This is a genomic window from Leifsonia shinshuensis, from assembly GCF_014217625.1.
GTDB classification, from domain to species: Bacteria; Actinomycetota; Actinomycetes; order Actinomycetales; family Microbacteriaceae; genus Leifsonia; species Leifsonia shinshuensis_A.
The window spans coordinates 1,977,485-1,999,001 of sequence record NZ_CP043641.1; the positions used below are offsets into that span (position 1 = coordinate 1,977,485).

General features: G+C 68.9%; 19 protein-coding genes and 1 pseudogene. 7 read left to right on the plus strand and 13 right to left on the minus strand.

Annotated elements, in window-relative coordinates; genetic code table 11:
* Positions 1-210 precede the first annotated feature (210 nt).
* Positions 211-1,122 (plus strand): nucleotidyltransferase family protein, encoded by a 912-nt coding sequence (locus tag F1C12_RS09470; protein WP_185278488.1) that lies wholly within the window; start codon positions 211-213, stop codon positions 1,120-1,122.
* A 9-nt stretch (positions 1,123-1,131) separates the two neighbouring features.
* On the opposite strand, the gene F1C12_RS09475 is transcribed toward F1C12_RS09470, so the two are convergent.
* Genes F1C12_RS09475 through F1C12_RS09485 form a run of 3 tightly spaced genes read right to left on the minus strand, consistent with a single transcriptional unit; the run spans position 1,132 to position 4,201 of the window.
* Positions 1,132-2,535: a sugar transferase gene (locus F1C12_RS09475; RefSeq protein WP_185278489.1), complete on the minus strand. Its 1,404-nt coding sequence runs from the start codon at positions 2,533-2,535 to the stop codon at positions 1,132-1,134.
* Complete coding sequence (locus F1C12_RS09480; protein ID WP_185278490.1) at positions 2,535-3,617, minus strand: LCP family protein; 1,083 nt, start codon at positions 3,615-3,617, stop codon at positions 2,535-2,537. Before F1C12_RS09480 ends, F1C12_RS09475 begins: the two co-directional genes overlap by 1 nt.
* Positions 3,614-4,201, minus strand: a complete 588-nt coding sequence (locus F1C12_RS09485; protein WP_185278491.1) for an arsenate reductase/protein-tyrosine-phosphatase family protein — start codon at positions 4,199-4,201, stop codon at positions 3,614-3,616. Before F1C12_RS09485 ends, F1C12_RS09480 begins: the two co-directional genes overlap by 4 nt.
* 278 nt (positions 4,202-4,479) lie before the next feature.
* Here F1C12_RS09485 and F1C12_RS09490 point away from each other — a divergent pair, with 278 nt between their 5' ends.
* From F1C12_RS09490 to F1C12_RS09500, 3 genes are read left to right on the plus strand one after another with little or no spacing between them, the layout of a single operon-like run.
* Positions 4,480-5,583 (plus strand): ATP-binding protein, encoded by a 1,104-nt coding sequence (locus tag F1C12_RS09490; protein WP_185278492.1) that lies wholly within the window; start codon positions 4,480-4,482, stop codon positions 5,581-5,583.
* 38 nt (positions 5,584-5,621) lie between these two features.
* Positions 5,622-5,939: a PqqD family protein gene (locus F1C12_RS09495; RefSeq protein ID WP_185278493.1), complete on the plus strand. Its 318-nt coding sequence runs from the start codon at positions 5,622-5,624 to the stop codon at positions 5,937-5,939.
* Between the two features lies 1 nt (position 5,940).
* Entirely contained in the window at positions 5,941-7,488 is a 1,548-nt protein-coding gene (locus tag F1C12_RS09500) for a polysaccharide biosynthesis tyrosine autokinase (RefSeq protein ID WP_185278494.1), read from the plus strand.
* A gap of 124 nt (positions 7,489-7,612) precedes the next feature.
* On the opposite strand, the gene F1C12_RS09505 is transcribed toward F1C12_RS09500, so the two are convergent.
* The 3 genes from F1C12_RS09505 to F1C12_RS09515 are packed head-to-tail and all read right to left on the minus strand — an operon-like array spanning position 7,613 to position 10,126.
* Entirely contained in the window at positions 7,613-8,866 is a 1,254-nt protein-coding gene (locus F1C12_RS09505) for a hypothetical protein (RefSeq protein ID WP_185278495.1), read from the minus strand.
* Positions 8,863-9,942, minus strand: a complete 1,080-nt coding sequence (locus F1C12_RS09510; protein ID WP_185278496.1) for a glycosyltransferase — start codon at positions 9,940-9,942, stop codon at positions 8,863-8,865. The genes F1C12_RS09505 and F1C12_RS09510 overlap by 4 nt, the downstream gene beginning before the upstream one ends.
* A gap of 10 nt (positions 9,943-9,952) precedes the next feature.
* A complete protein-coding gene (locus tag F1C12_RS09515; protein ID WP_185278497.1) occupies positions 9,953-10,126 on the minus strand; it encodes a hypothetical protein in 174 nt (57 codons plus the stop codon).
* A 209-nt stretch (positions 10,127-10,335) separates the two neighbouring features.
* Between F1C12_RS09515 and F1C12_RS09520 the strand changes: the two genes are divergently transcribed.
* A complete protein-coding gene (locus tag F1C12_RS09520; RefSeq protein WP_185278498.1) occupies positions 10,336-12,453 on the plus strand; it encodes a RecQ family ATP-dependent DNA helicase in 2,118 nt (705 codons plus the stop codon).
* Positions 12,454-13,061: 608 nt separating this feature from the next.
* On the opposite strand, the gene F1C12_RS09525 is transcribed toward F1C12_RS09520, so the two are convergent.
* From F1C12_RS09525 to F1C12_RS09540, 4 genes are all read right to left on the minus strand, one after another.
* Entirely contained in the window at positions 13,062-14,213 is a 1,152-nt protein-coding gene (locus F1C12_RS09525) for a UDP-N-acetylmuramate dehydrogenase (protein ID WP_185278880.1), read from the minus strand.
* A gap of 47 nt (positions 14,214-14,260) precedes the next feature.
* Positions 14,261-14,686 carry a MaoC family dehydratase gene (locus F1C12_RS09530; protein WP_185278499.1) on the minus strand — a complete coding sequence of 142 codons (426 nt, stop codon included), beginning with the start codon at positions 14,684-14,686 and terminating at the stop codon, positions 14,261-14,263.
* Positions 14,686-15,132 (minus strand): FAS1-like dehydratase domain-containing protein, encoded by a 447-nt coding sequence (locus tag F1C12_RS09535; RefSeq protein WP_185278500.1) that lies wholly within the window; start codon positions 15,130-15,132, stop codon positions 14,686-14,688. Before F1C12_RS09535 ends, F1C12_RS09530 begins: the two co-directional genes overlap by 1 nt.
* A gap of 716 nt (positions 15,133-15,848) precedes the next feature.
* Positions 15,849-16,385: a hypothetical protein gene (locus F1C12_RS09540; RefSeq protein ID WP_185278501.1), complete on the minus strand. Its 537-nt coding sequence runs from the start codon at positions 16,383-16,385 to the stop codon at positions 15,849-15,851.
* A gap of 649 nt (positions 16,386-17,034) precedes the next feature.
* Here F1C12_RS09540 and F1C12_RS22885 point away from each other — a divergent pair.
* Positions 17,035-17,259, plus strand: coding sequence for a hypothetical protein (locus F1C12_RS22885; RefSeq protein WP_374939577.1), 225 nt, complete (start codon positions 17,035-17,037; stop codon positions 17,257-17,259).
* A gap of 74 nt (positions 17,260-17,333) precedes the next feature.
* On the opposite strand, the gene F1C12_RS09545 is transcribed toward F1C12_RS22885, so the two are convergent.
* Together F1C12_RS09545 and F1C12_RS09550 are read right to left on the minus strand one after the other, a co-directional pair.
* Complete coding sequence (locus F1C12_RS09545) at positions 17,334-18,038, minus strand: hypothetical protein (protein ID WP_185278502.1); 705 nt, start codon at positions 18,036-18,038, stop codon at positions 17,334-17,336.
* Between the two features lie 511 nt (positions 18,039-18,549).
* Positions 18,550-19,723 (minus strand): annotated as a pseudogene (locus F1C12_RS09550) (IS3 family transposase).
* Between the two features lie 439 nt (positions 19,724-20,162).
* Between F1C12_RS09550 and F1C12_RS09555 the strand changes: the two are divergent.
* Positions 20,163-20,552 carry a hypothetical protein gene (locus F1C12_RS09555; protein ID WP_185278503.1) on the plus strand — a complete coding sequence of 130 codons (390 nt, stop codon included), beginning with the start codon at positions 20,163-20,165 and terminating at the stop codon, positions 20,550-20,552.
* Positions 20,553-20,969: 417 nt separating this feature from the next.
* On the opposite strand, the gene F1C12_RS09560 is transcribed toward F1C12_RS09555, so the two are convergent.
* Positions 20,970-21,356: a hypothetical protein gene (locus tag F1C12_RS09560; RefSeq protein WP_185278504.1), complete on the minus strand. Its 387-nt coding sequence runs from the start codon at positions 21,354-21,356 to the stop codon at positions 20,970-20,972.
* Between the last annotated feature and the right edge of the window lie 161 nt (positions 21,357-21,517).

The window sequence follows — 21,517 nt, forward strand, 5'->3', positions numbered from 1 at the left end:
CGGCAGGATCACCTGCACGCTCACCTGGCGCGACCGTCGAGTCGTGGCACGCGGACACCCGTGACTCCGCGGGTGACTATGGGTGGTGAACAGCCGCGGGCGGCCGGCGCGATCGCGCGCGATCCCCGCGGAATCCCGGCGAGACGGGACGGGGTCGACCATGACGACGCGCCTCCGCCCTCGCCGATCGGACGACCTGGAGTGAAAAGCATGGTGAAAGAGGCCGGCGTCCCGTCCGCCCCTCCGGCGGTTCCCGATCCGACCCTGCTGCTCACCGCCGCCGTCGCGCGGCTGGCGGCCTCGATCGGCGTCCGGCTGATCGTCATCAAAGGGATCGCCGCCGACGAGTACGGTCTCCGCCCCCGGCACGTCAGCAGCGACGTCGACGTGCTCGTATCCCCCGACGACCACGTCACTCTGCTCGCGACGCTGGAGGCCCGCGGTTGGCGCCGGCGGCCCCACGACCCGGACGTCGACACCTTTCCGCTCCACAGCGCGAGCATGTTCCACCCCGAGTGGGCGGCCGACATCGACGCGCACTTCCGCTATCCGGGCCTGGAGGCCGCCGGCGTCTTCGAACGGGTCTGGGCACAGCGCACGACCGTGTGGTGCGGCAACCAGCCGGTCTGCCTCCCCAGCCTGGCCGACGCGATCATGATCGGCGCGGTCCACGCGATCCGGTCGCGCTTCTTCCGGCGGCACCGCGAGGAGCTCGAATTCCTCGTCGGGCGCTGCTCCGCCATGGACGTCACGCTCCTCCTGGAACGTGCGGAGGAGCTCGGCGCGCTCGCCACCGCCCGGCCGTTCCTGGAGCGCCTCAAGCCGTGGGAGGCGGATTACGACTGGGGCGAGGCCTCCGCCGAGTGGCGGCTGCGCACCGAGTTCCCCGAGTCGTCGCAGCGGCGAGCGCTGCTGTGGAAACAGGCGTCGCCGCGCGAGCGGCTCGGCAAGCTGCGTCTCGCGCTCTTCCCGCCGCCCTCCGCGCTCATCAAGGAGACCACGCAGCAGAGGCTCGGGCTCCCGCAGCTCGTCGGGCGGTACGTCCGGCGCTGGATCCGCGGAGCGAGAGCGCTCCCGAAGGCGCTGGCCGTGATGCGGGCGAGCGGCCGGCGCGACGGCTGACGCCGGCCCTCAGTACGCCCCGTTCGGACGGAGCACCACGCCGACCGTCTGGAACAGGATCTGGAGGTCCCCGGCCACCGACCAGTTCTCCACGTAGAAGAGGTCCAGCCGCACGCCCTGCTCCCAGGACAGGTCGGAGCGCCCGCTCACCTGCCAGAGCCCGGTCATGCCCGGCTTGACGATGAGCCGGCGGTGGCTGTCCCGGTCGTACTCCGCCACCTCGGACGGCAGCGGCGGACGGGGACCGACGAGGCTCATCTCGCCCCTGAGCACGTTCCAGAGCTGCGGGAGCTCGTCGATGGAGGTGCGGCGCAGGAACGTGCCGACGCGGGTCACGCGTGGGTCGTCCTTGATCTTGAACAGGGGGCCTGCGGCCTCGTTCCTGTGCAGAAGGTCCGCGACTTCCTTCTCGGCGTTCATCCGCATGGTCCTGAGCTTCACGATGCCGAACTGCGTGCCGTCGCGTCCGACCCGCGCCTGGCGGAAGAAGGCGGGGCCGGGGCTGTCGAGCCGGATCACCACGGCGCAGACGGCGATGACCGGCAGCAGCAGCGTCAGCGCGACACCGCTCAGCACGACGTCGAACACGCGTTTCGCCCGCCGCCGCGTGATGGAGCGATCGGCGGGCGCGACCTCCACGATGGGGAGCCGGTCGATCGGGAAGTACTCGGCGCGCGGCGCGGCGAGCTCCGGCACGTCGATGGAGAGCCAGACCACGGCGCCTGCGCCCTCCACGTCCCAGAGCAGCTGGCGGACGTTCGCCCCGTCGCGCTCCTCGGTCAGGACGATGATGTCGACCCGGTACCGCTCGACCAGCCGGCGCAGGTACGGCCCGCGGGCGTTCTCGATGCCGGTCGTCGCGACGACATCGACCGCGACCCGCGCCGCGCGCTCGGCGAAGACCGCCGCGAGCTCCGCGACGCGCTCCGGCGTGCCGACGACGAGCGCGCGCCGGATGTAGCGTCCGCGTGCGCGGTGCGCGTAGATCCAGGACCGGCAGACGAAGCGGACGGCGAGCAGGCCGAGCATCCCGAGCGGCATGGCGAACGCCAGGTAGACCCGCGACAGGTCGAGCTGGATGACGAGGGAGCCGACCGCGAGGAGGGCGACGAGCCAGACCGTCGCCCTGACCGGGGGCCAGTAGGAGGGGCCGTTGAGCCGCTTCGGCCACGACACGTACCCGTTGAGCGTGGCGACCATGGCGAGCCAGATCACCCCGATCAGGATCGAGACCACCACATACGACGTGTCGAGCGGACCGATCCAGAAGGCGTCGTTGCGGCTGCCGAAGCGGACGAGGTGCGCGGTGGCGAGCACGCCTCCGACGACGAGCGCGTCCGCGAGGACGAGGACGCGCGCGGCGCGCAGGCGGCCCGTCAGCGTCTGCGGGCGTTGTGAGTCCGGCCGGGCCATCAGTTCCTTCCGTCGCCGAGCGCGCCGCTCGTGATCGCCGGTATGACGTCGTCGGAGGCGAGCGCCTTCCTGAGGGTCACGGCGCGCGCCTCGTCGACGTAGACGATCGACTGCCCGTCCGGGGACGTGCCCGTTCCGGCCGTGGGCAGCGTGAGCGTGTGGATCGCGTCGGATGTCAGGCCACGGAAGCCGAGCGCGAGCGACCCGGCGACCGACGCGGTCATCCCCTCGTCGACCGCCAGATACCGCGCGAGGGTCGAGATCGAGGACTGCGTCCGGCCCGGGTTCGTCAGGGTCCCGGCGCTGATGAAGCCCTGGAGCGTGCCGCGCACGAAGGCCTGCTGGTTGCGGACGCGCTGATAGTCGGCGTCGGCGAATGAGTACCGCTCGCGGACGAACGCGAGAGCGGCCGATCCTTCGAGCCGGTTCTCGCCCTTCTCGAAGCTGTAGCCCGGCATGTTCTTGGACGTGAACGCCTTGTCGGACCAGACCTTCACGCCGCCGAGCGCTGTGGAGATCGCGCCGAACCCTCCGAAGTCCGCGACCATCACGTGATCGATCCGCGCGCCGAGCAGCCCCTCGACCGTCTGCACGGTCAGCGGGACTCCTCCCCAGCTGAAGGCGGCGTTGAGCTTGGCCTCGCCGTGGCCGGGGATGGGGACCCACAGATCGCGCATCAGCGAGACGATGACGATCCCGGAGCGGTCCGCCGGGATGTGGACCAGCATGAGCGTGTCGGACCGCTCGCCCGTCGGCGCACCCGACAGCGAGTCGTGGAGACCGCTGCGGGAGTCCGATCCGATGAGCAGGAAGTTGGTCGCGCCGGCCACTGCGGCCGGGCGGCCGGCGTCCTTCGGGAAGGCGTTCCTGATGCGTCCCACCGTGTCGTCGAACGACGACCCGAGCCAGAGCAGGTACCCGCCGATGATCGCGACCGGCAGCACGATGACGAGCGCGGCTGCGGTGATCCAGATCCAGACCCGGCGCCGTCGCTTGCGCTCCGCGCGACGCCGCTCCTGCCGTCGCGAGGACCGTGCAGCAACCGGGGAGCCGTCGTCGCCGTCGCTGTCGGACACGGTCATGCGGTCGCCCGCTGCCCGGCCAGGATGTCGATCGCCGGGACGAGCCGGCGGGCCATCTCGTCGAAGGCCTCGTCCGGCCGGCCGTACGGGTCGTCGATGTCATCGTCCGCGCGCGGCGGGAGCCGGCCGTGGCGCCGGGCGTCCACGGCGCGGTCGGTGAGCTCGCGCCACCGGGCGGGATCGCGGGGATCGCCCTCGGCGAACCCCTCGACCGCGCGGGCGAACTCCCGCAGTGTGAACGTGCGGGAGAACGCGCCAGGGTCGAGCGCTGTGACGCGCGTCGTGTGGTCCTGCGTCAGGCCGAGGACGAGGTCGGCCGCGGCGATCGAGGACTCGGTGAGCTGGGTCGCGACGAAGCCGTCCGGATCGCCGCCGAACGCGCGCACCCGAGGACGCGTCTGCGACGACATCGACCGGCCGACCACCGCGCGGGTTCCCGCGCTCCGGACCACGACCTCCCCCTCGCCCGCGCGGCGGCCGGACGCGGAGTCGCCGATTCGCGCCGTCAGGAGCCGTTCGGCCATCGCGGACCGGCAGATGTTGCCGGTGCACACGAACAGGACGGAGAACCCGCTCCCTGGCATAGAGGACTCCCTTCGGTCGAAGCCACGGTGGGGGACGCCGCGGCCGAAGATGCAGACGGACAGGATCGCCTGACGCAGGTCGGCACGCGGACACCTCGGACGCCGAGGAGCGGTACCGGGAACCGTTCTTCACCCGGGAAATCGACCGAGTATCACCTGGTCGCGGGTAAAACATCACCCGTGCACGGGTCGGCCACGCAGGAGACCGCGCGCGACACCGGGGCGGGGAGGGCTCCGATACTGGGTCTTTCCCCCACCCGATCGCCCCGGAGGAGATCATGCCTGCCCACCCGCCTGCCCCGCACGAGACAGACGGCGGCTTCGTCGTCGGCGCGCTCGGCCGACGCGTGCGGGTCCGCATCAGCGGGGCGGGCGCCGACACCTTCGCCGCCGCGTTCGCCGGCGCCTGGGCGCACCTGCTGCTGGGCCCGGACGGCGGATCCGACACCGAGGTCACGGTCGGAGCCGCGACGGCCGACGCCGACACGATCGCCGTCGCACTCGCGAACGCGAGCGCTCTGATCACGCGGGCGCTGATCGACCTGAACACCGGGCGGAGACTGATGCTGCACGCGGGCGCGGCCGTCGGCCCCGACGGCCGCGCGATCCTCCTGGTCGGCCCGTCCGGCGCCGGCAAGACCACCGCGATCACGCGTCTTGCAGGAGCCCACGGATACCTGACCGACGAGACCGCCTTCGTGGACGCCGACGGAATCGTGCTGCCGTACCCCAAGCCGCTCTCCGTCGACCGGGGCGGACCCGCCAAGGCGCAGCTCACACCTGCCGGGCTCGGCCTCCGCGACGCCGAGGGCCCGCACGAGGTGGCGCGCGTGATCGTCCTGGACCGCGACGCAGGAACCCCCGGACGGCCACGGTCCCGGCGTCTCGATCTCGTGGAGAGCCTGCGCGCGCTCGTGCCGCAGATCTCGTCGCTGCAGCACCACCCGTCGCCGCTTCGCGCCATCGCGGAGCTGATCCGGCGCGTGGGCGGCATCGAGCTCCTCGGCTATCCAGACGCACGAGACCTCGACCCGATCGCAGGACCGCCCGAGCCGCCGCGGCTGTCCGCCGAGGAGCTCGCTTTCACCGCGGTCGACTGCGGCCGCTCGGATCACGCCTCCGCGGCCTCCGGCCTGCTCCGCACACCCGCCGGCGACGCCCTCGTCGCCGGCGACCTGCTCGTGCTCGCCCACGGGAACGACGTCCGCGTGCTCGCGGGCGTCGCGAAGACGATCTGGCTGGCGACCGCGGAAGCCCGCTCCGAGGCCGACCTCCTCGAGCTCCTGCGCGACGCCTACGGCGCAGCACCCGGCGACGAGTCGGCCCTGTGCGAGACGGTCGACGTCCTCCTGAACGCGGGTGTGCTCGAGTGGCGGACGTGATGTGCGCCGACCGGGCGGGTGACATCGAAGGTGAACCGATGCGCCGAGTGCACCGTCACGCCCGTTCGGTCGTGTGGGTGGAGACGACGGCGGCCCGCTGGGCGGTGGCCGACGTCGCCGATTTCCGGCAGTTCGTCCTCAATGGCACGTCCGGGCTGCTCTGGCGGTCGTTCGATGGGCACACGAGCGACGGCGGGATCGTCGAGCACGTGCTCGCGGCGTTCCCCGGGCATCCGGACACTGCCCGAGCCGACTGCCGAGCCCTGATCGACGAGCTGGTGCGGCTCCGGCTGCTCGAACCCGCACACCCCGAACCCGACCACGACCTGGCAGACGACGCCGGAATGGAGCTGTGAGATGACCACGCCGACGGACAACACGGAGAACCAGTCGAAGGGCAGGGATCTCCGCGACTTCGTGCGGATGATCAGGCGCTACTGGCTCGGCGAGGCGATCATCGTGCTGGCCACCATCGGCCTCGTGGCCGGGTTCACCGCCCTGCAGCCACGGGTCTACCAGTCCACAGCGACCGGTCTCACCCAGGCGGCGACCGGCGAGAGCCTCTCCATGGCGTTCGCGGGTGAGAGCCTCGCCAAGTCGCGCGCGGAGTCGTATGTCCGCGTCGCGAAGTCGGATGCGGTGGCCAAGCGCGCGCAGGACATCCTCAACACGGACCGCTCCATCTCCGATCTGCTCGGGCACATCACCACCACCCTTCCCGCGGACACCGCGATCATCGAGATCACTGCGAGAGCGGGCACGCCCGACGGCGCCGCGAAGCTGGCCAATGCCTGGTCGACCGCGCTCACCGACCAGGTGAAGGCGCTGGAGTCGCCGGAGGGCTCGGTGGGCGACCCGGCCATCTCGTTCGTCCCGCTGGCGAACGCACGCGCGCCGTACTTCCCGTCGTCGCCCGACATCCAGACGGCGCTCGTGCTCGCGCTGCTCGCCGGCTGCGCGCTCGCCCTGGTCTACGCGTTGCTCCGCCAGTACTTCGACCGGCGGATCCGGTCGGTCGACCAGATCGAGCGCCTGCTCGACGCGCCCGTGATCGGCACCGTCCCGGCCAGTCCCGCGCTCTCCGACCGCAGACGCGTCGTCGAGCAGGACGGCTCGGCGGACTCCGTGCAGCTCTTCGCGATCTCCGAATCCCTCCGCGAGCTGCGCACGAACCTGAGCTACATCGACGTCGACAACCCGCCGAAGGTCATCGTGGTGACCAGTTCGATCCCGGGTGAGGGCAAGTCCACTCTGACGGCCAACCTCGCCGACGCCATCGCCTCGGGCAATGCGAATGTGGTCATCATCGACTGCGACCTCCGGCGTCCGATGCAGTCGACCCTGTACAACCTGCGCGGCGGCGTGGGCCTGACCGATGTGCTGAGCGGTCGGGTCGCCCTCGGCGACGCCCTCCAGGCGCCGTCGGAGAGCACCCACCTGCGCGTGCTCGGCGCCGGCCGGGTGCCGCCGAACCCGAGCGAGCTCCTCGGCTCGCGGACGATGCGCGAGCTGATCGACGCACTGTCCGGCGTGGCCACCGTGATCCTCGACGCTCCCCCGCTGCTCTCGGTGACGGACGCGGCCATCCTGGGCACCATCGCGGACGGCGTCGTGATCACGGTCGGCGCCAAGCAGGTCACCGCCGAGCAGCTCCAGAAGGCGTACCGCTCGGTCAGCCGAGTCAACGGCAAGGTCCTGGGCGCCGTGCTGAACAAGATCCCGCCGAACGGCGTCGACTCGCACGACTACGGCTACTACCGCAACGATTACTACACGTCGAACGAGGCGGCAGCGATCGAAGCGCCCGCGAACGAGGCGGCGCCGGAGCCGGTGGCCGAGGACGTCGTCCCGACCCGCCGGTCCGCGCAGCCGAGCCGTGGCCGGAGCCGTTCCGATCGCCGCTGAGGCTGCCGGACGCCGCTGAGTTGCCGGGCACCGCTGAGTTGCCGGACACCGCTGAGTTGCCGGGCACCGCTGAGGGGCTGGACGCCTGGGGGGCGCGCTCGGAAGGGCCGCTCGCCTCGCTGTGTCAGGGCGCCAGCGCGGGCTGCTGCCGCACAGACACGACCGGGCTCCGGGAGTCGGTGCGCGGAAGCGCGATCATCATGCTCGCGAGAACGCCCATGCTGATCCAGGTGAAGAGGTCGAACGAGAAGAACATCGCGAACAGCAGCGCGAGAAGCGCCCTGCGCAGACGGTCGGCGACGACGAACGCCACGGCCCAGAACGCGAGGAGCGCGCCCAATCCGACGATGCCCATGGTCCCGAGCGCGTAGACGAACATGTTGTCCACCGCGCGCATGTAGGTCTGCTGCATGAGGCCACGGTCATAGAGCGCGTTCTGGCTTCCGAACCCGTAACCGAACCACGCTTCCAGCGGCGGGCGGGAGAGCAGTTGAGGCAGCGATTCGAGCGCACCGAGCCGGTGCGACCAGGACCCGGACTGGATCAGGTTGGTGACGAGGGTCGCGATTCCGATGTCGATGTTCAGCATCACGACGATCATTGCTCCGACCGCCAGCGCCGACCTGATCCACCCGGTGAACGAACGGTTGAGCATCATGTGGACGAGCAGCGCAGCGGCGACCGCGGCGATCGCGCTCCGTGTCCCGGAGAGCGCGAGGCCGGCCGTCGCGACGGACAGGTTCATGATCCGCCATTTCTGAGACCACTGTGCGGGATTCGACCACGCGACGACCACGGCGATGCCGCAGAACACCGCGAAGACGATCGGATGCTCGAACGTGCCCTGGGCGCGCGCGTAGAGGTCGCCGACGAACGGATTGAATCGGATCCCGCCCTTGTACCCGTGGATCGGCTCGGGGAGCACGAGGATCTCGACGACTGCGATCGCCACCTGGGCAGCTGCGACCCCCGCGATGGTCCCGTACACCATCCGCAGTTCCTCGGTGGCGAGCGACGACGCGACGTACGCCACGAGGGTTGCGAGGCCGAAGTACAGAATGACGCGGACGGAGCCGTAGTAGCTGCCCATCAGCACTCCGAGCGAGACGAACGTCCACCAGGCCGCCACCGCGCCGAATCCGACGCCTCCGGACCGACTCGCTCGGGAGCGTACGAGTGCGAGGAGAAGGATTCCCATCGTGGCCAGCGAGTAGGCCGGCATGTTGGCGTCCTCGGCGAACGTGGTGAGTCCGAACGCTGCGGAGACGACCGCGGCAGACACCGCGACACCACGGATGAGCCGGGCGGGCACGGCGATCATGAGCAGGACGACCGCGAGGATCGCGATCGCGCCGCCGAAGAGCAGCAGCGGGTTCACGATCGGGCGGCCGGACCCGTGAGGCGGCGATAGGCGCCGAGCACCGGGCCGAAGACGCGGTCGGGAGACGCCTCGGCGTCGGCCCAGCGCTTGGCGGTCGCGACGGCGGCGGCCCGCCTGGCGGCGTCGTCCGCCGCTCCGGCGATGGCGGCCGCGAACTCCGCGTCGGCCGCGTCGTCCGGGACCTCGAAACCGCGGCCATCGGAGAGCAGGCCGTTCGCGGCGGACGCCGTGGCGACGACCGGGCGGCGGCGGTCGAAGGCCTCCAGCAGCACGAGCGGAGTGCCCTCCCACCGGGAGGTCATCACGAGGAAGTGCGCGGCGTCCAGACGTGCGGGTACGTCGTCGACCTGGCCGGGGAAGTCGATCGGCGCGCCGAGCTCGCTCGCCAGAGCGCGCGCGGCGTCGCGCAGTCCGCCGTCGCCCGCCCATGTCGCCTCGACCGGGCGCTGAGCGGCGAGATGCGCGACCACCCGGACGAATCTCAGCGGGTTCTTCTGCTCGGCCATCCGGCCGAGCGCGAGCAGACGGAGCGGGGAAGTGACGTCGTTCGCGACGGGGTCGGCCGCGCCGGCACGCTGAGCGGGAGCGTTCCCGACGATCACGACGCGCTCGGCCGGGCGCCCGGCGTCGAGCACGACCATCTCGGCGACGGCGGGGCCGACCGCGAAGACGACCCGGCTGCGGAACGACAGGATCCGGGGCCGCACGCTCGGCAGCCGCGTGTGCGCGTGCTCGACGACCGGGATCCCGAGCAGCCGCCCCACCACCAGCGATTGCAGCGCCTCCCTGCGCTGGTGGGCGTGGAGCACCTGCGCTCGCGCCTCTCGCGCGGCACGCAGGAGCCCTCGCGTCCGACCGAGGAACCCGCCTCCCTCGTGCTCGATGAAGCGGACCGGCGGCGTCAACCGGGCGGTCGCGTCACCTCCGGCGCCGAACACCGACACGTTCAGACCCTGGCCGACGGCCAGCCAATTGGAGAGGTCGACCACCACCTGCTGAGCTCCGCCGTGCCCCATGCTGTCGACCACGTGCATCACGCGGAGCGGGCCGCGGCCCGTGGAGTCGGCTGTCACGGACGACGGCTCACCGCGACTCGATGACCTGGACGTCGCCGAGCGCGTTGCGGGCCATGTCGAGCGCCTCGCCGACGTTGCGCGCGTCCATCACGACGACGGCGGACGAGCCGTTCGGCAGGCGGAGCCGCAGCTCGAACGGGCGGAGCGGAGCCTGTGCGCGGGTTCGGGTACGAGAGGACACCCGGAAACTGTAGGTGCGCGTTCGGCGTCCGTCAGGCGCGATCCGCGTCAGGCTCGCGGGTCGGCGCGGACTTTTCATCTCCGCGATCACCCGGCACCGGGCCGCGCAGTAGTGCGCGCGAAGTCCTCCACAGAACGCGATTCCGGCGACCTTTCCACAGATTCGCGTGCGGCGCTTCCGACGTCGGCGCCGTCTGGAACGATGGCTGCATGAGCACCACCGACACCGCCCCCGAGACCACCCGTGATCGAGCCCTGAGCCGCCTCCGCGCGCTGGTCGGCCGACCGGACGCGGAGTTCCACGACGGCCAGTACGAGGCCGTGTCGGCACTCGTCGACGACCGGAGCAGGGCGCTCGTCGTGCAGCGCACCGGGTGGGGCAAGTCCGCCGTGTACTTCGTGGCGACGATGCTGCTGCGCGAGCGGGGCGCCGGGCCGACCATCCTCGTGTCCCCGCTCCTCGCGCTCATGCGCGACCAGGTGGAGGCCGCGGCGCGGGCGGGCGTCCGCGCCCTGTCGATCAACTCCGCCAACCGGCACGAGTGGGACGAGGTGGCCGCGCGGCTGCGCGAGGACACGGTGGACGTCCTCCTGGTGTCGCCGGAGCGCCTCAACAATCCGGACTTCCGCGACCAGCAGCTCCCGGCCCTGGTCGAACGATGCGGCCTGCTCGTCATCGACGAGGCCCACTGCATCTCCGACTGGGGTCACGACTTCCGGCCGGACTACCGCCGCCTGCGCGACCTCGTCGCCGCGCTGCCGGAGGGCATCCCGGTGCTGGCGACGACGGCGACCGCGAACCAGCGGGTGGTCGCCGACGTCGAGGAGCAGCTCGGCGGCTCGACCCTCCCGGCGGCGGTGCGCACCATCCGCGGTCCGCTGGCGCGCCGCTCCCTGCGGCTCGGCGTCCTCGCGCTCGAGGACGCCACCGCACGCCTGGCCTGGCTCGCCGGCCACCTCGCCGACCTGCCCGGCAGCGGGATCGTGTACGCGCTGACCGCGTCGGCTGCGGACGACACGGCCCGGGTCCTGCGCCGAGCAGGCCACGATGTCGCCTCCTACACCGGCCAGACCGATCCGGCCGAACGGGAGGAGCTCGAGGGCCGGCTGAAACGCAACGAGGTCAAGGCGCTGATCGCGACCAGCGCGCTCGGAATGGGCTTCGACAAGCCCGACCTGGGATTCGTGGTGCACCTCGGAGCGCCGTCCTCCCCTGTCGCGTACTACCAGCAGGTCGGCCGGGCCGGGCGCGCCACCGAGTCGGCGGACGTGCTTCTGCTGCCGGGGCCGGAGGACCGCGCGATCTGGCGCTACTTCGCGACGGCGGCCATGCCCACGGAAGAGAAGGCGACGGCGCTGCTCGTGGCGCTGAGCGAGCAGACGCAGTCCACGCGGGTGCTGGAGAGCCGTGTCGACCTGCGTTCGTCCACGCTCGAACTGCTGCTCAAGGTGCTCGATGTCGACGGCGCGGTCCGGCGGGTCCCGGGCGGCTGGGTGTCGACCGGACAGCCGTGGGTGTACGACCGCGATCGCTACGAGCGCATCGCGGCCGCGCGCGAGGCCGAGCAGCGGGCGATGCTCGACTACGAGGCGACGGCGGGCTGCCGCATGGAGTTCCTGCAACGGCAGCTGGACGACCCGGACGCCGGTCCGTGCGGCCGCTGCGACCGGTGTGCGGGCGAATGGTATCCGGCGGCGGTGGCGCCGGATACCCGCCAGTCGATCGCGGCCGAACTCGACCGGGTCGGCGTCCCCGTCGAACCCCGCAAGCTGTGGCCGACAGGCGCCGACAGTCTCGGTGTGCCCGTCCGCGGCAAGATCGCGCCGGCCGAGCAGGTCGAGACCGGCCGCGTGCTCGCCCGACTCACCGACCTCGGCTGGGGCGGGCGCCTGCGCCAGCTGCTCGACGCCGACGTGCCCGACGCCGAGTGTCCCCCGGAGATTCTCGCGGCGTGCGTCACGGTCCTCGCCGACTGGGACTGGGCGAGCCGCCCCGCAGCGGTGGTCGCCATGCCGTCGCGCGGCCGGCCCCGCTTCACGGAGAGCCTGGCCCGCGGGCTCGCCCAGATCGGCCGCCTCCCGCACCTCGGCCCCCTCGGGCTCCGCGGCGGCGGCCCGTCCGGCGGCCCCGGCGGCAACAGCACGTACCGCCTCGCGGGCGTCTGGAACCGATTCGACGCGACGGCGCTCGATGTCCCTGCAGGGGCGCCGGTGCTGCTCGTGGACGACCTGATCGACAGCCGCTGGACGGTCACCGTGGCCGGGCGCGAGCTGCGCCTGGCGGGTGCGGGGGCCGTGCTGCCGTTCGCGGCGGCGCTGAGGGCGTGATCGGTGGGTCGGCCGGGCGGATTCTGCGGGTGTGGTCAGGTGGTCGGGGGTGAAGGATGTGAAGGGCGTGGGGCGGCGGCCGGGGTGAGTGGTAGGCCGTCCTGAAGGCTGGGGGGCGTGATCGGATTACGGCATGACCGGTTCGCTCGTGTGCCGGGCCTTGTCGGTTGGCGGGGCGTGAAGCATCACCGGCCCGACCGGATTGGGAGGCGGGTGGTGTGAGCGGTTCGCCGGACGAATCGGCTGGCCGGGCGTCGCCGGGCAGTACGAGCCACCTGCCGGCGGTGTGACCAGATCGGTGGGGCCACCGGCCGCCGGTGGGGATGAGATCGCGAGGACGACTGGCCGGCGGTGCAACCAGATCCGTGGGGCCACCAACCGGCGGCGGGCCGAGACCGCGAGAACCACCGGCTGTCGGGTGCGTCCAGATCGCCAGGACCATCGGCTGCCGGATGGGATCGGATATCCGTGCCGCCAGCCGCCGGAAGCGACAAGATCGCGAGGGACACCGCGCGCCGGGCGGCAGCAGCCGCCGGGTCCGACCCGCGTGGCATACCAGGCCACCCACGCCGGGGCCCCAGGGCCCCGCGCCGCGACTCCGCGCGCGGCTACAGCACCAGCCCGACCAGGATCGGCTCCGGGCGCAGCAGCACTCCGAACTCCGCCTGGACGCGTGACTGGATGAAGGAGGCGAGCTGGCCGATGTCCGCCGCGGTCGCGTGGCCGCGGTTGACGATCGCGAGCGTGTGCTTGGACGAGATGGCGGCGCCCGAGCCCGGGAGCGAGAAGCCCCGGCGGATTCCGGCGTTCTCGATCAGCCAGGCCGCGGAGAGCTTGACATCGTAGGGGCCGTCGGCGAGCGGCGGGATGTCCAGCGGGTGCACGCCGCCGGCCGGGAGGCCGATCACGATGTCCGGCTCCGGAGGGGTGACCGGCCAGCGGGGCGCGTTCGCTGGGAGGCTGCGGGCGAACGACTCCGAGACGATCGGGTTCGTGAAGAAGCTTCCGGCGCTGACCGAGTCGGGGTCGGCCGGGTCGAGCACCATCCCCTTCGAGGCGCGCAGCGCGAGCACGGCCCGGCGGAGCTCCGCCACCGGCACCCGCGACCCCAGCGCCACACCGAGCGAGTCGGCGAGCTGGGCGTACGCCACGGGGGCGCTGAGCGGCGCCCCGAAGCCACCGGGCACGGAGTTGTCCGCGAGCTCCAGGTCCACCGAGAGCACCACGCCGAGCAGGCCGCGCTTCAGGATGGAGGTCCGATAGCCGAGGTCCAGGTCCGCGCGGGACAGGCCGCGGACCTCCCCGCTGCCGGCGTCGAGGAACTCCACCCCGAGCAGCGCCGACTCGAGCTCCTGGCCGTACGCGCCGATGTTCTGCACGGGAGCAGCGCCGGTCGAACCCGGGATGCCGGACAGCGCCTCGATCCCCGACCAGCCGTTCCGCACGGTCAGCGCCACCACGTCGTCCCACGGCTCGCCGGCCTGCACGCGCAGGCGCACGCGGCCGTCCGGCGCCTCGAGACGCTCGACGCCGCGGGTGACCACCCGGATCACCGTGCCGTCGAATCCCTCGTCGCTCGCGACCGTGTTGGACCCGCCGCCCAGGAGCAGCCAGTCCTCGCCCGACGCCCAGACCTCCCGGGCCGCAGCCACGAGCGCATCGGTGTCGGCCGGCGCGATCAGGGTCTCCGGGACGCCGCCGACGCGCATCGTCGTGAGCTCCGACAGCGCCGGCGTCGCGGCGCGCCCATCGGCGCCCATCAGCCCGTCGCCTGCTGTCAGGCCGTCGCCCGGGGTCATCTCGTCGTTCACGCGAGCGAGACGCGCACCTGCGCCTTGCCGAGCACGGTCTCGGAGTTGAACGTCGTCGTGAGGTCGATGCGCGCGACCCGGGCATCCGCGTCGAGCTGTCCGACCTTGGCGGTCACCTGGACGGTCGCGCCCTCCGCCGGGTCCACGACCACGGGTCGGGTGAACCGCACCTGATAGTCGACGACGCGTGCCGGGTCGCCCGCCCAGTCGACCACCGGCTGGACGGCGAGCCCCATGGTGAGCATCCCGTGCGCGATCACGCCCGGCAGGCCCACCGACGTCGCGATGTCGTCGCGGTAGTGGATGGGGTTGAAGTCGCCCGAAGCGCCCGCGTACCGGACGAGCGTGTCGCGGCTGAGGTCGAACGAACGCTCGGCGACGACGTCCCCGACGGTCAGGGTTGCGAAATCGGGGGCGGCCATCACTCGTCTCCTCGCACGACCAGGGTGGAAACGGAGGTGACGACGTGCTCGCCGGCGTCGTCCACGATCACCGTCTCGGCGGTGACCATGGAGTGCGCGCCGAGCGACTTGACCGCGGTCACGGTCAGGGTCGCCGTCAGCTCGTCGCCCGCGACGACGGGCCGCGTGAACGTGAACCGCTGGTCGCCGTGGACCACGCGGCTGAAGTCGATGCCGGCCTCCGGATCGGCGAGCAGCTGGTCGAGCGTGAGCTGCTGGACCACGACGGGGAAGGTCGGCGGCGCGACGATGTCGGCGTGACCCGCGGCGCGCGCGGCGGCCACATCGAAGCTGATCGGATCCGTCGCGAGCACGGCGGCGGCGAACTCGCGCACCTTCTCACGCCCGACGAGATACGGAGGGGTGGGCGGGAAGCTGCGCCCCACGAGCTCTGGATTCACTGGCACCCGTCGATTCTACGCAAGCGGTTGTTCTGGCCCGGTCGCCGCACAAAAAGGAGAACCCCGGCGCACGCGGCGCCGGGGTTCTCGAAGCTGTCGTCAGCGGACTACTGGCAGCTGTCGCACTGCAGCAGGTCCATCGGGTCGACGGGAACTGCGTAGCCGCCGACAGTGTCGTTTTCGTAGTCCATGATGGCCTCCCCTGAAGTCTTGTCACCAGCGCGTCTCGCGGTGTTTACCCACTATATAACCCGAATGACACGATTGTCATTCCACTACATGTAGTGTTTGGGGGATTTTTTCGGGACCTTCTCCCACACCCCTGAATTTACGCGGCATGATAGGTCTCAGCTTCCGTGCAAGTTGTCTCACGGTACCGGTCCGTTGTCGCAGGTCAGCTGCACTTTTTGCCCGTTTCTCACGCTTTCGAGTGTTCAAGCCACACTCCTCGCACTTTGAGATACGTCCGCCCTCTCTACGACGTCTCGATCGGCGTGCCGCGGCGTGTCGTCCGCTGATTGATCCAGACGGGGGCGACCCAGACGTGTTTGTGTCTTCAGGAGCAGCTAGGCCGGCAGATGCAAGGTCATTTTCAACCTCGCTTGCCTGGTCATCTACGGCATCGGCGGTTTCACGAGGAGGCAGTTTTCGCGGTTGCTGACGCATCAGGTTTCGCGGAACATCCTTCCATTGCTTTGCGCGGTGCAAACTGTTGCCAGCGCTCAGCTTGTCCTGGCGAATATCGCGAGGCTCCACTGCGTGTACTGCTGGCCGACGTCGCCTCGATCTTCGCGCCATCCGTTTCTGTTCAGCAGTGACCGCATTGGCTCATTCCGTACGTGGACCGAAGCGACAGCCAACGCATTCGCTTCACCGCGTTCACGGATGACCAGTCGACATTCGTGCGTGAATTCCTCAAGAATCCGGTCACCCCAACCAGCCCCACGGGAGCCGAGATGTCGTGCGGCAAGGGAAAGCGCCAGCCGCGTTCCTACACCCGCAACGCGTTTTGTCTCCAGCTCCAGAACGAAGATCGCCTCGATGGCATTTTCGTTGCCGGACTTGGCCAAGATCGCGCAGTCAGGCCGCCGGAGCGGTGGCCGCAAGTCGCGCACCATCCCCTCGACGGTCTTCAGCCACGGCGCTGATTCCGGCCTACGCCATTTTTTGACTACCGCCACAGGCGGCAGTTCCGGCTGGCAGACAAATTCATTCAGCAGGCGCCGATCCTCCCGGGACGCCGATACCCACTCCGTCAACGCGAATCTGATGACAACTCGGGCCAGAGCTCTAGCGTCCGAGCGACGATTCGAGGATCGTTCATCGCAGCATGCAGATCCGCGAGGTACTCGCGATGGTTCCGAACCCGGCGGAGCACGATTCCTTGATGACGACGCCGGAGCTTCCGAGGCTCGCGAACGCGCGGCGATCGTAGGCGCAAGAGTTTGTGGCTTTGCGCACGTCCCACCTGAAGCAGCCTCACAGAACTCATCTTAACGGCTTTCACGAACCACCAGGTCATGAGGGCATAGATGCGGCGGACGTCGCGAAATCCGTCGCGCTGCTCTCGGCCAATCCGCTCAGCCTTCAGAAACGCCGCGGGCCGCCTGCCGTGATGTCGGATGCGGGTGGTGACGAGCGATCCGGTCGTGCCGGCACTGCCGCCGACGTTGAGCGTCGACGACCTCGTATTCGCCTACGGCAGCCGTGTCGCCGGCGGGGTCGCTTGCATCGCGCTGCGGATCGAGCGCAGTGAGACATTCGGGCCGAACGGCGCGGGCGAGACCAGCACGCTGATCACGATCGAGGGACTCCTCGTCCCGCCGTTCCGGCGTGTAGCTCAGCGGAGCCTCCGCCCAGTTCCGGTTCGACTTCCATACCTTCCACTTCTCGAACGATGCCGTCGCTCTGGAGGCCGAGTTCCACCAGCACTTCGCTGACCGGGCTCTGAACCGGGCGAACCCGCCAAAGGAGTCCGTCGTCGCGACTCCCACCGAGGTCCGCGAAGTTCTCCTGAGAAAGGAGATAGCTTGCCGGAGTTCGCTGACGAAACCGAAGCGTTCAAATTACGACACAGCGTCGGGCTGTGGCCGGCAAAGAAACTCATGCCCTGATGGCCGCGTTTGCCGCTAACTCAAGGTGACTCTGGTTGCGGGTGCGCTCCGTTGCCGCAGCGTGCCGGGAAATGGCGCTAGCGCATATGGCTACTACGACCATTCGATCCGCACGTCGACGCTTCTCCAACGCTGGTACTGGATGGCCAAGGTAATGATCGAGGTCAATGTGGAAACGAGAAACGCGGACGAAATCCGTTCAACCCATCCCTTAATTTCAACAACGGTGGCGTCCGCTCCTCCGAAGAACGCGAGTCCGATGCTGACGGCGAAGGTGAGTGCGAATGCGACCAAGAGAAACCAGAACAGGCGATACTCGGTAACCCGCTCGAATCGGACGAACTGCCTAAACCCATAGGAGTGAATGTTCTGCATCGTCCCCGACGCTGCAGGGCTAGACGAGTTGGCCTCAAGAAGTTCAATGCGAGTGAACACAGGCTGGCTGACGGGCGTTTTGGGCTCAAGCACCGGAATGAGAGTCTTGCAGACTCCTTCAACCAGATGCTGCATCTCCTCGTGCCGAGCGTTGTCCTTCACCACACGGAAATGAATGGCTCCCACGTTCTCCAACGACGCCATGCCGTACTCATTGTTTCCGACATCGATAAGGACTCGGTCCGCGAGCTGAAGGCGGGTTCTCGCATGCGGTGAAAACTTCTCCAGAAGCGACTGGGTAAGTGCGTCATCGACGCCTTCGTCCGACGATGGCCGTACGAGCCACCCAGTCGGCTCAAGCAAGTCGATCAATTGCTGCTTCGTCTCAATATCGACAACGGGTGCATTGATTAGAGCGCGCATCGCTTCCCTCCGTCAGCCGAATCGGAATGGAACCTGACTATATAGGGTGAAATAGCTGACGCGATCTGCGGGGGCGCTGCCTCTTTCAAATCGTATGAGGCTTTGGAGCGAGGTCCTTCAACGTCGGGGGCTCGCGGCGACGGGCGGTGGGCGCGAAGACGCTTACCTTCTGCGTTCGCGTTGCGGCTTTACACTTCTTCTGACATCGATCCGCTCCAATCGACGCCGGGCCTGCTGGCATTTAGTGGATGCGGCGAACCCGAACTGCTTTGCGCATTCCGGCTACCAGCATCTTCCCGTCTACTACGCTCACCTCGGGTCGGTACGCGTAGCGGTACTGGTAGAAGTACTCGGCCTGTTCCCATTTGGATCCGTTGGTGAGGGTTACAACGGTCTTCCCATCCCAGCCCGTCCACGCACCGTTTACGCGAAGCATGCGTACGCCTTCCACTCGACTTCAGCCCACGTTAGCGACGACCGGGTCTGCTGAGCGTTTAGGTGACAGTTTCGGTTAGGCCGCGAGGGCCAGGTTCTGGTTCATGATGGTCTCGAACTCGATCGGGGTCAAACGGCCCAGGCGGGCTTGTCGGCGGCGTCGGTGGTAGGTGCGTTCGATCCAGGTGATGATCGCGATGCGCAGTTCTTGCCGGCTGCGCCACGAGCGCCGGTTCAGGACGTTCTTCTGAAGCAGGGCGAAGAAGGATTCCATCGCCGCGTTGTCGCCGGCTGCGCCGACGCGACCCATCGATCCGATCAGGCCGTGCCGGTGAAGTGCGCTGGCGAAACGCCGGCTGCGAAATTGGCTGCCTCGATCGCTGTGAACCACACATCCGGCGACCTCGCCGCGGCGGGCGACGGCGTTCTCGATCGCTTGAACAGCCAGGCTCGAGCGCATCCGGTCGCTGATCGAGTAGCCGACGATCCGGTTGGAGCAGACGTTTTGACGGCGCAGAGATAGAGCTTGCCCTCGGCGGTGTGGTGCTCGGTGATGTCCGTCAACCACAACTCGTTGACCGCGGAGGCGGAGAAGGAGCGTTGGACTCGGTCATCGAACACGGGCGGGCCGGCCTTGCCGTTCTTCCCGCGCTTCTTCCCGAACACCGAGAACACACCGTTCTCCGAGCATCGTCTCCACACCGTCCGGTCCGACACGACGAACCCCGCATCCCGGACCTCGTCAGCGAGGAAGCGGTGCCCGAACTCCGGGTCCTCATCATGCGCGTCGCGCAGCGCGTTGACCAGGTGGGCCTGATCCCACGCCCGCTCGGAAACAGGCGAGGCCACCCAGCGGTAATACGGTTGGCGCGCGATCTTCAACACCCGGCACGTCACCGCGACGGCGATGCCGCCCGCGGCCAGCTCGCGGACGAGCGGGTAGATCATTTTGGGGAGCCGCCGAGTTTGAGGTTCGCCTGCGACAAATACGCCGCCGCCTTCCGCAACACCTCGTTCTCCTGCTCCAGCAAACGGATCCGCTTCTTCGCCTCCCGCAACTCGTCGGCTTCCGCCTTCGTGACCCCGGGCCGGGCGCCGGCCTCGACATCGGCTTGACGCATCCAGTTCTGCAAACAGGTCTCGCTGATCCCGAAGTCCGCCGCGATCTTCCGCAACGGCACCCCCGGACCACGATCACGAGCAACCGCGACAACGTCCTCACGGAACTCGCGGGGATAAGGCTTGGGCATGATGACATCCTCCCAGCGATGCCACACGGCACCACAGATCAGGTGTCACCTATCCGTTCAGCAGACCCGCCGACCAATCAGCGCACGCCAATCCCGAGACCGTCATGTATCCGTTACCGGCAGACAACAGCCACACGCCCACATACGCGCCGCGACCGGCTCCCGGATTTCAACAAGAGTTGGAGCATTGTTCCTGCCCGCCGGGCAGTTGCGGCCACCTCCGCGTAGCGGCAGTCGTCTGCTCGGGCGGCGGCGGCCCAGTTGAGGGCCGTCGCAGCGTGATAGGGGCTGGAGTCTCTTCGGCGCTCGCCTGTTCGGGTCGGCGAGCACTTCGGTGAGCATGGCGATGATATCGGCGATCAATAGTGCTCCCGGTCGGTTGGGGTTTCGGTGCCGTGCTACAGCTGATCGATGGGGACGAGCCGCACCCTTCAACCCCGTGCACTACGCAGTGGCTCGAGGCGACATCCAGCCTGCGACTGCAATCGACTGGGACTGCTGGTGTGCCCTGGGTGCCGGCGATCTCGAGGAGCGTGGTAGCGCTGGATCTCCCATCCTTGGCGTCAGGCTGAATTGGTCGCGTTACATCCTCGACCTGGACCTCGAACTGCTGACTCGAATCCGAGGGACGGAACAGCCAGCCGACCAGGAAGTGGCGTTCCCGTCGAAGCTGCGCGACCACGACAGAGGCGCGGTTCGGCTGCTTCGGGTGGCGCATCTGAAAGTCGGCGATCGAGCAGTGTTCGACATTGAATCGCTGAGTGCGAACCCGCTTGTTGGATTCACGCGCGGAACGTCGACGTATGTGCTGGAGATACGTCAGCTGTGACCCGTCGACGTTCAACTGGGTCGATCAGGTATGGCACGAGCTATGGAAACGGGGTGGCGAGGAGACAAAGCCGACCCACACCATGCGCTGTGACACTTCTAGTAGGACCGAACAACGGTTGGCCACTGCCGGCGGTGTTCATTCGCGCGACCGAAATCCTGTATCGGCGGACACCGCTCTTGACCTGCTTCCGGACGCTTGCGGAGACTAGGCGCTCTCCGCTAAGTGCGGCTTCTCACGGACTTGCTGTGGCTTCATTTGCGATCGCCAACGCGCGTCGCGTGTTCTATCACGGGCTACTTCGCCTTTGTACCGGCGACGCGAAAGGCGGTCACGGCGCATCCGCACCCTGGTTACCGCTGCCTGATCTTCTGCCCTGTCCCGACAGAGGTCTGCGCAGAGGTATCTGTTGACATTTCAGAGCTGGGTGAAGAATTGAACCGCGCCGATTAACAGGCCGGCAGAGAGCGCCGTGAACGACACGTACGATATGACGCGGAACCAAACCGTATCGGCGACAGCCTTCGAGAAGGCCATCGGGACGAAGCTAGCCGGGTTGACGATGCCGCCGAAGGCGATGAGGACTGCGGCGAGTGGGTTCAGACCGGGAACTGCGAGTCCGACGGCGATCAGGACGACGCCCATCATTATCCAGTCGAGGTGCGCCTGTCGCACTCGCACCGGATCAACGATGCCAAACTTTCGAAGCATCTGGGGCCGTTCTACAGCCAGCATGAGTGCGAACCCGGAGATTGCTCCCACGGTCACAGATACCAATCCGACCGCCACAATGAGGCTCGACACTGATTTCCTCCACGCAACTTGTGTTTCTTTTCAGCAAACTCAGTTCAGCATAGGTGAATCTCTGGCCTTCGCGCCGAGCCGCCAGCGAAGGTGGGGTGTGGTTCCACGACGAGGACGCGAGCGATCGAGTTCCGGTGGCATTGACCAGTCGAAGCGCCCGC

Bases quoted from the DNA above. Each gene is read 5' to 3' on its own strand.
- F1C12_RS09470 (WP_185278488.1), top strand. From the start codon at position 211: ATGGTGAAAGAGGCCGGCGTCCCGTCCGCCCCTCCGGCGGTTCCCGAT.
- F1C12_RS09475 (WP_185278489.1), bottom strand. From the start codon at position 2,535: ATGGCCCGGCCGGACTCACAACGCCCGCAGACGCTGACGGGCCGCCTG.
- F1C12_RS09480 (WP_185278490.1), bottom strand. From the start codon at position 3,617: ATGACCGTGTCCGACAGCGACGGCGACGACGGCTCCCCGGTTGCTGCA.
- F1C12_RS09485 (WP_185278491.1), bottom strand. From the start codon at position 4,201: ATGCCAGGGAGCGGGTTCTCCGTCCTGTTCGTGTGCACCGGCAACATC.
- F1C12_RS09490 (WP_185278492.1), top strand. From the start codon at position 4,480: ATGCCTGCCCACCCGCCTGCCCCGCACGAGACAGACGGCGGCTTCGTC.
- F1C12_RS09495 (WP_185278493.1), top strand. From the start codon at position 5,622: ATGCGCCGAGTGCACCGTCACGCCCGTTCGGTCGTGTGGGTGGAGACG.
- F1C12_RS09500 (WP_185278494.1), top strand. From the start codon at position 5,941: ATGACCACGCCGACGGACAACACGGAGAACCAGTCGAAGGGCAGGGAT.
- F1C12_RS09520 (WP_185278498.1), top strand. From the start codon at position 10,336: ATGAGCACCACCGACACCGCCCCCGAGACCACCCGTGATCGAGCCCTG.
- F1C12_RS09525 (WP_185278880.1), bottom strand. From the start codon at position 14,213: ATGGGCGCCGATGGGCGCGCCGCGACGCCGGCGCTGTCGGAGCTCACG.
- F1C12_RS09530 (WP_185278499.1), bottom strand. From the start codon at position 14,686: ATGGCCGCCCCCGATTTCGCAACCCTGACCGTCGGGGACGTCGTCGCC.
- F1C12_RS09545 (WP_185278502.1), bottom strand. From the start codon at position 18,038: ATGCGCGCTCTAATCAATGCACCCGTTGTCGATATTGAGACGAAGCAG.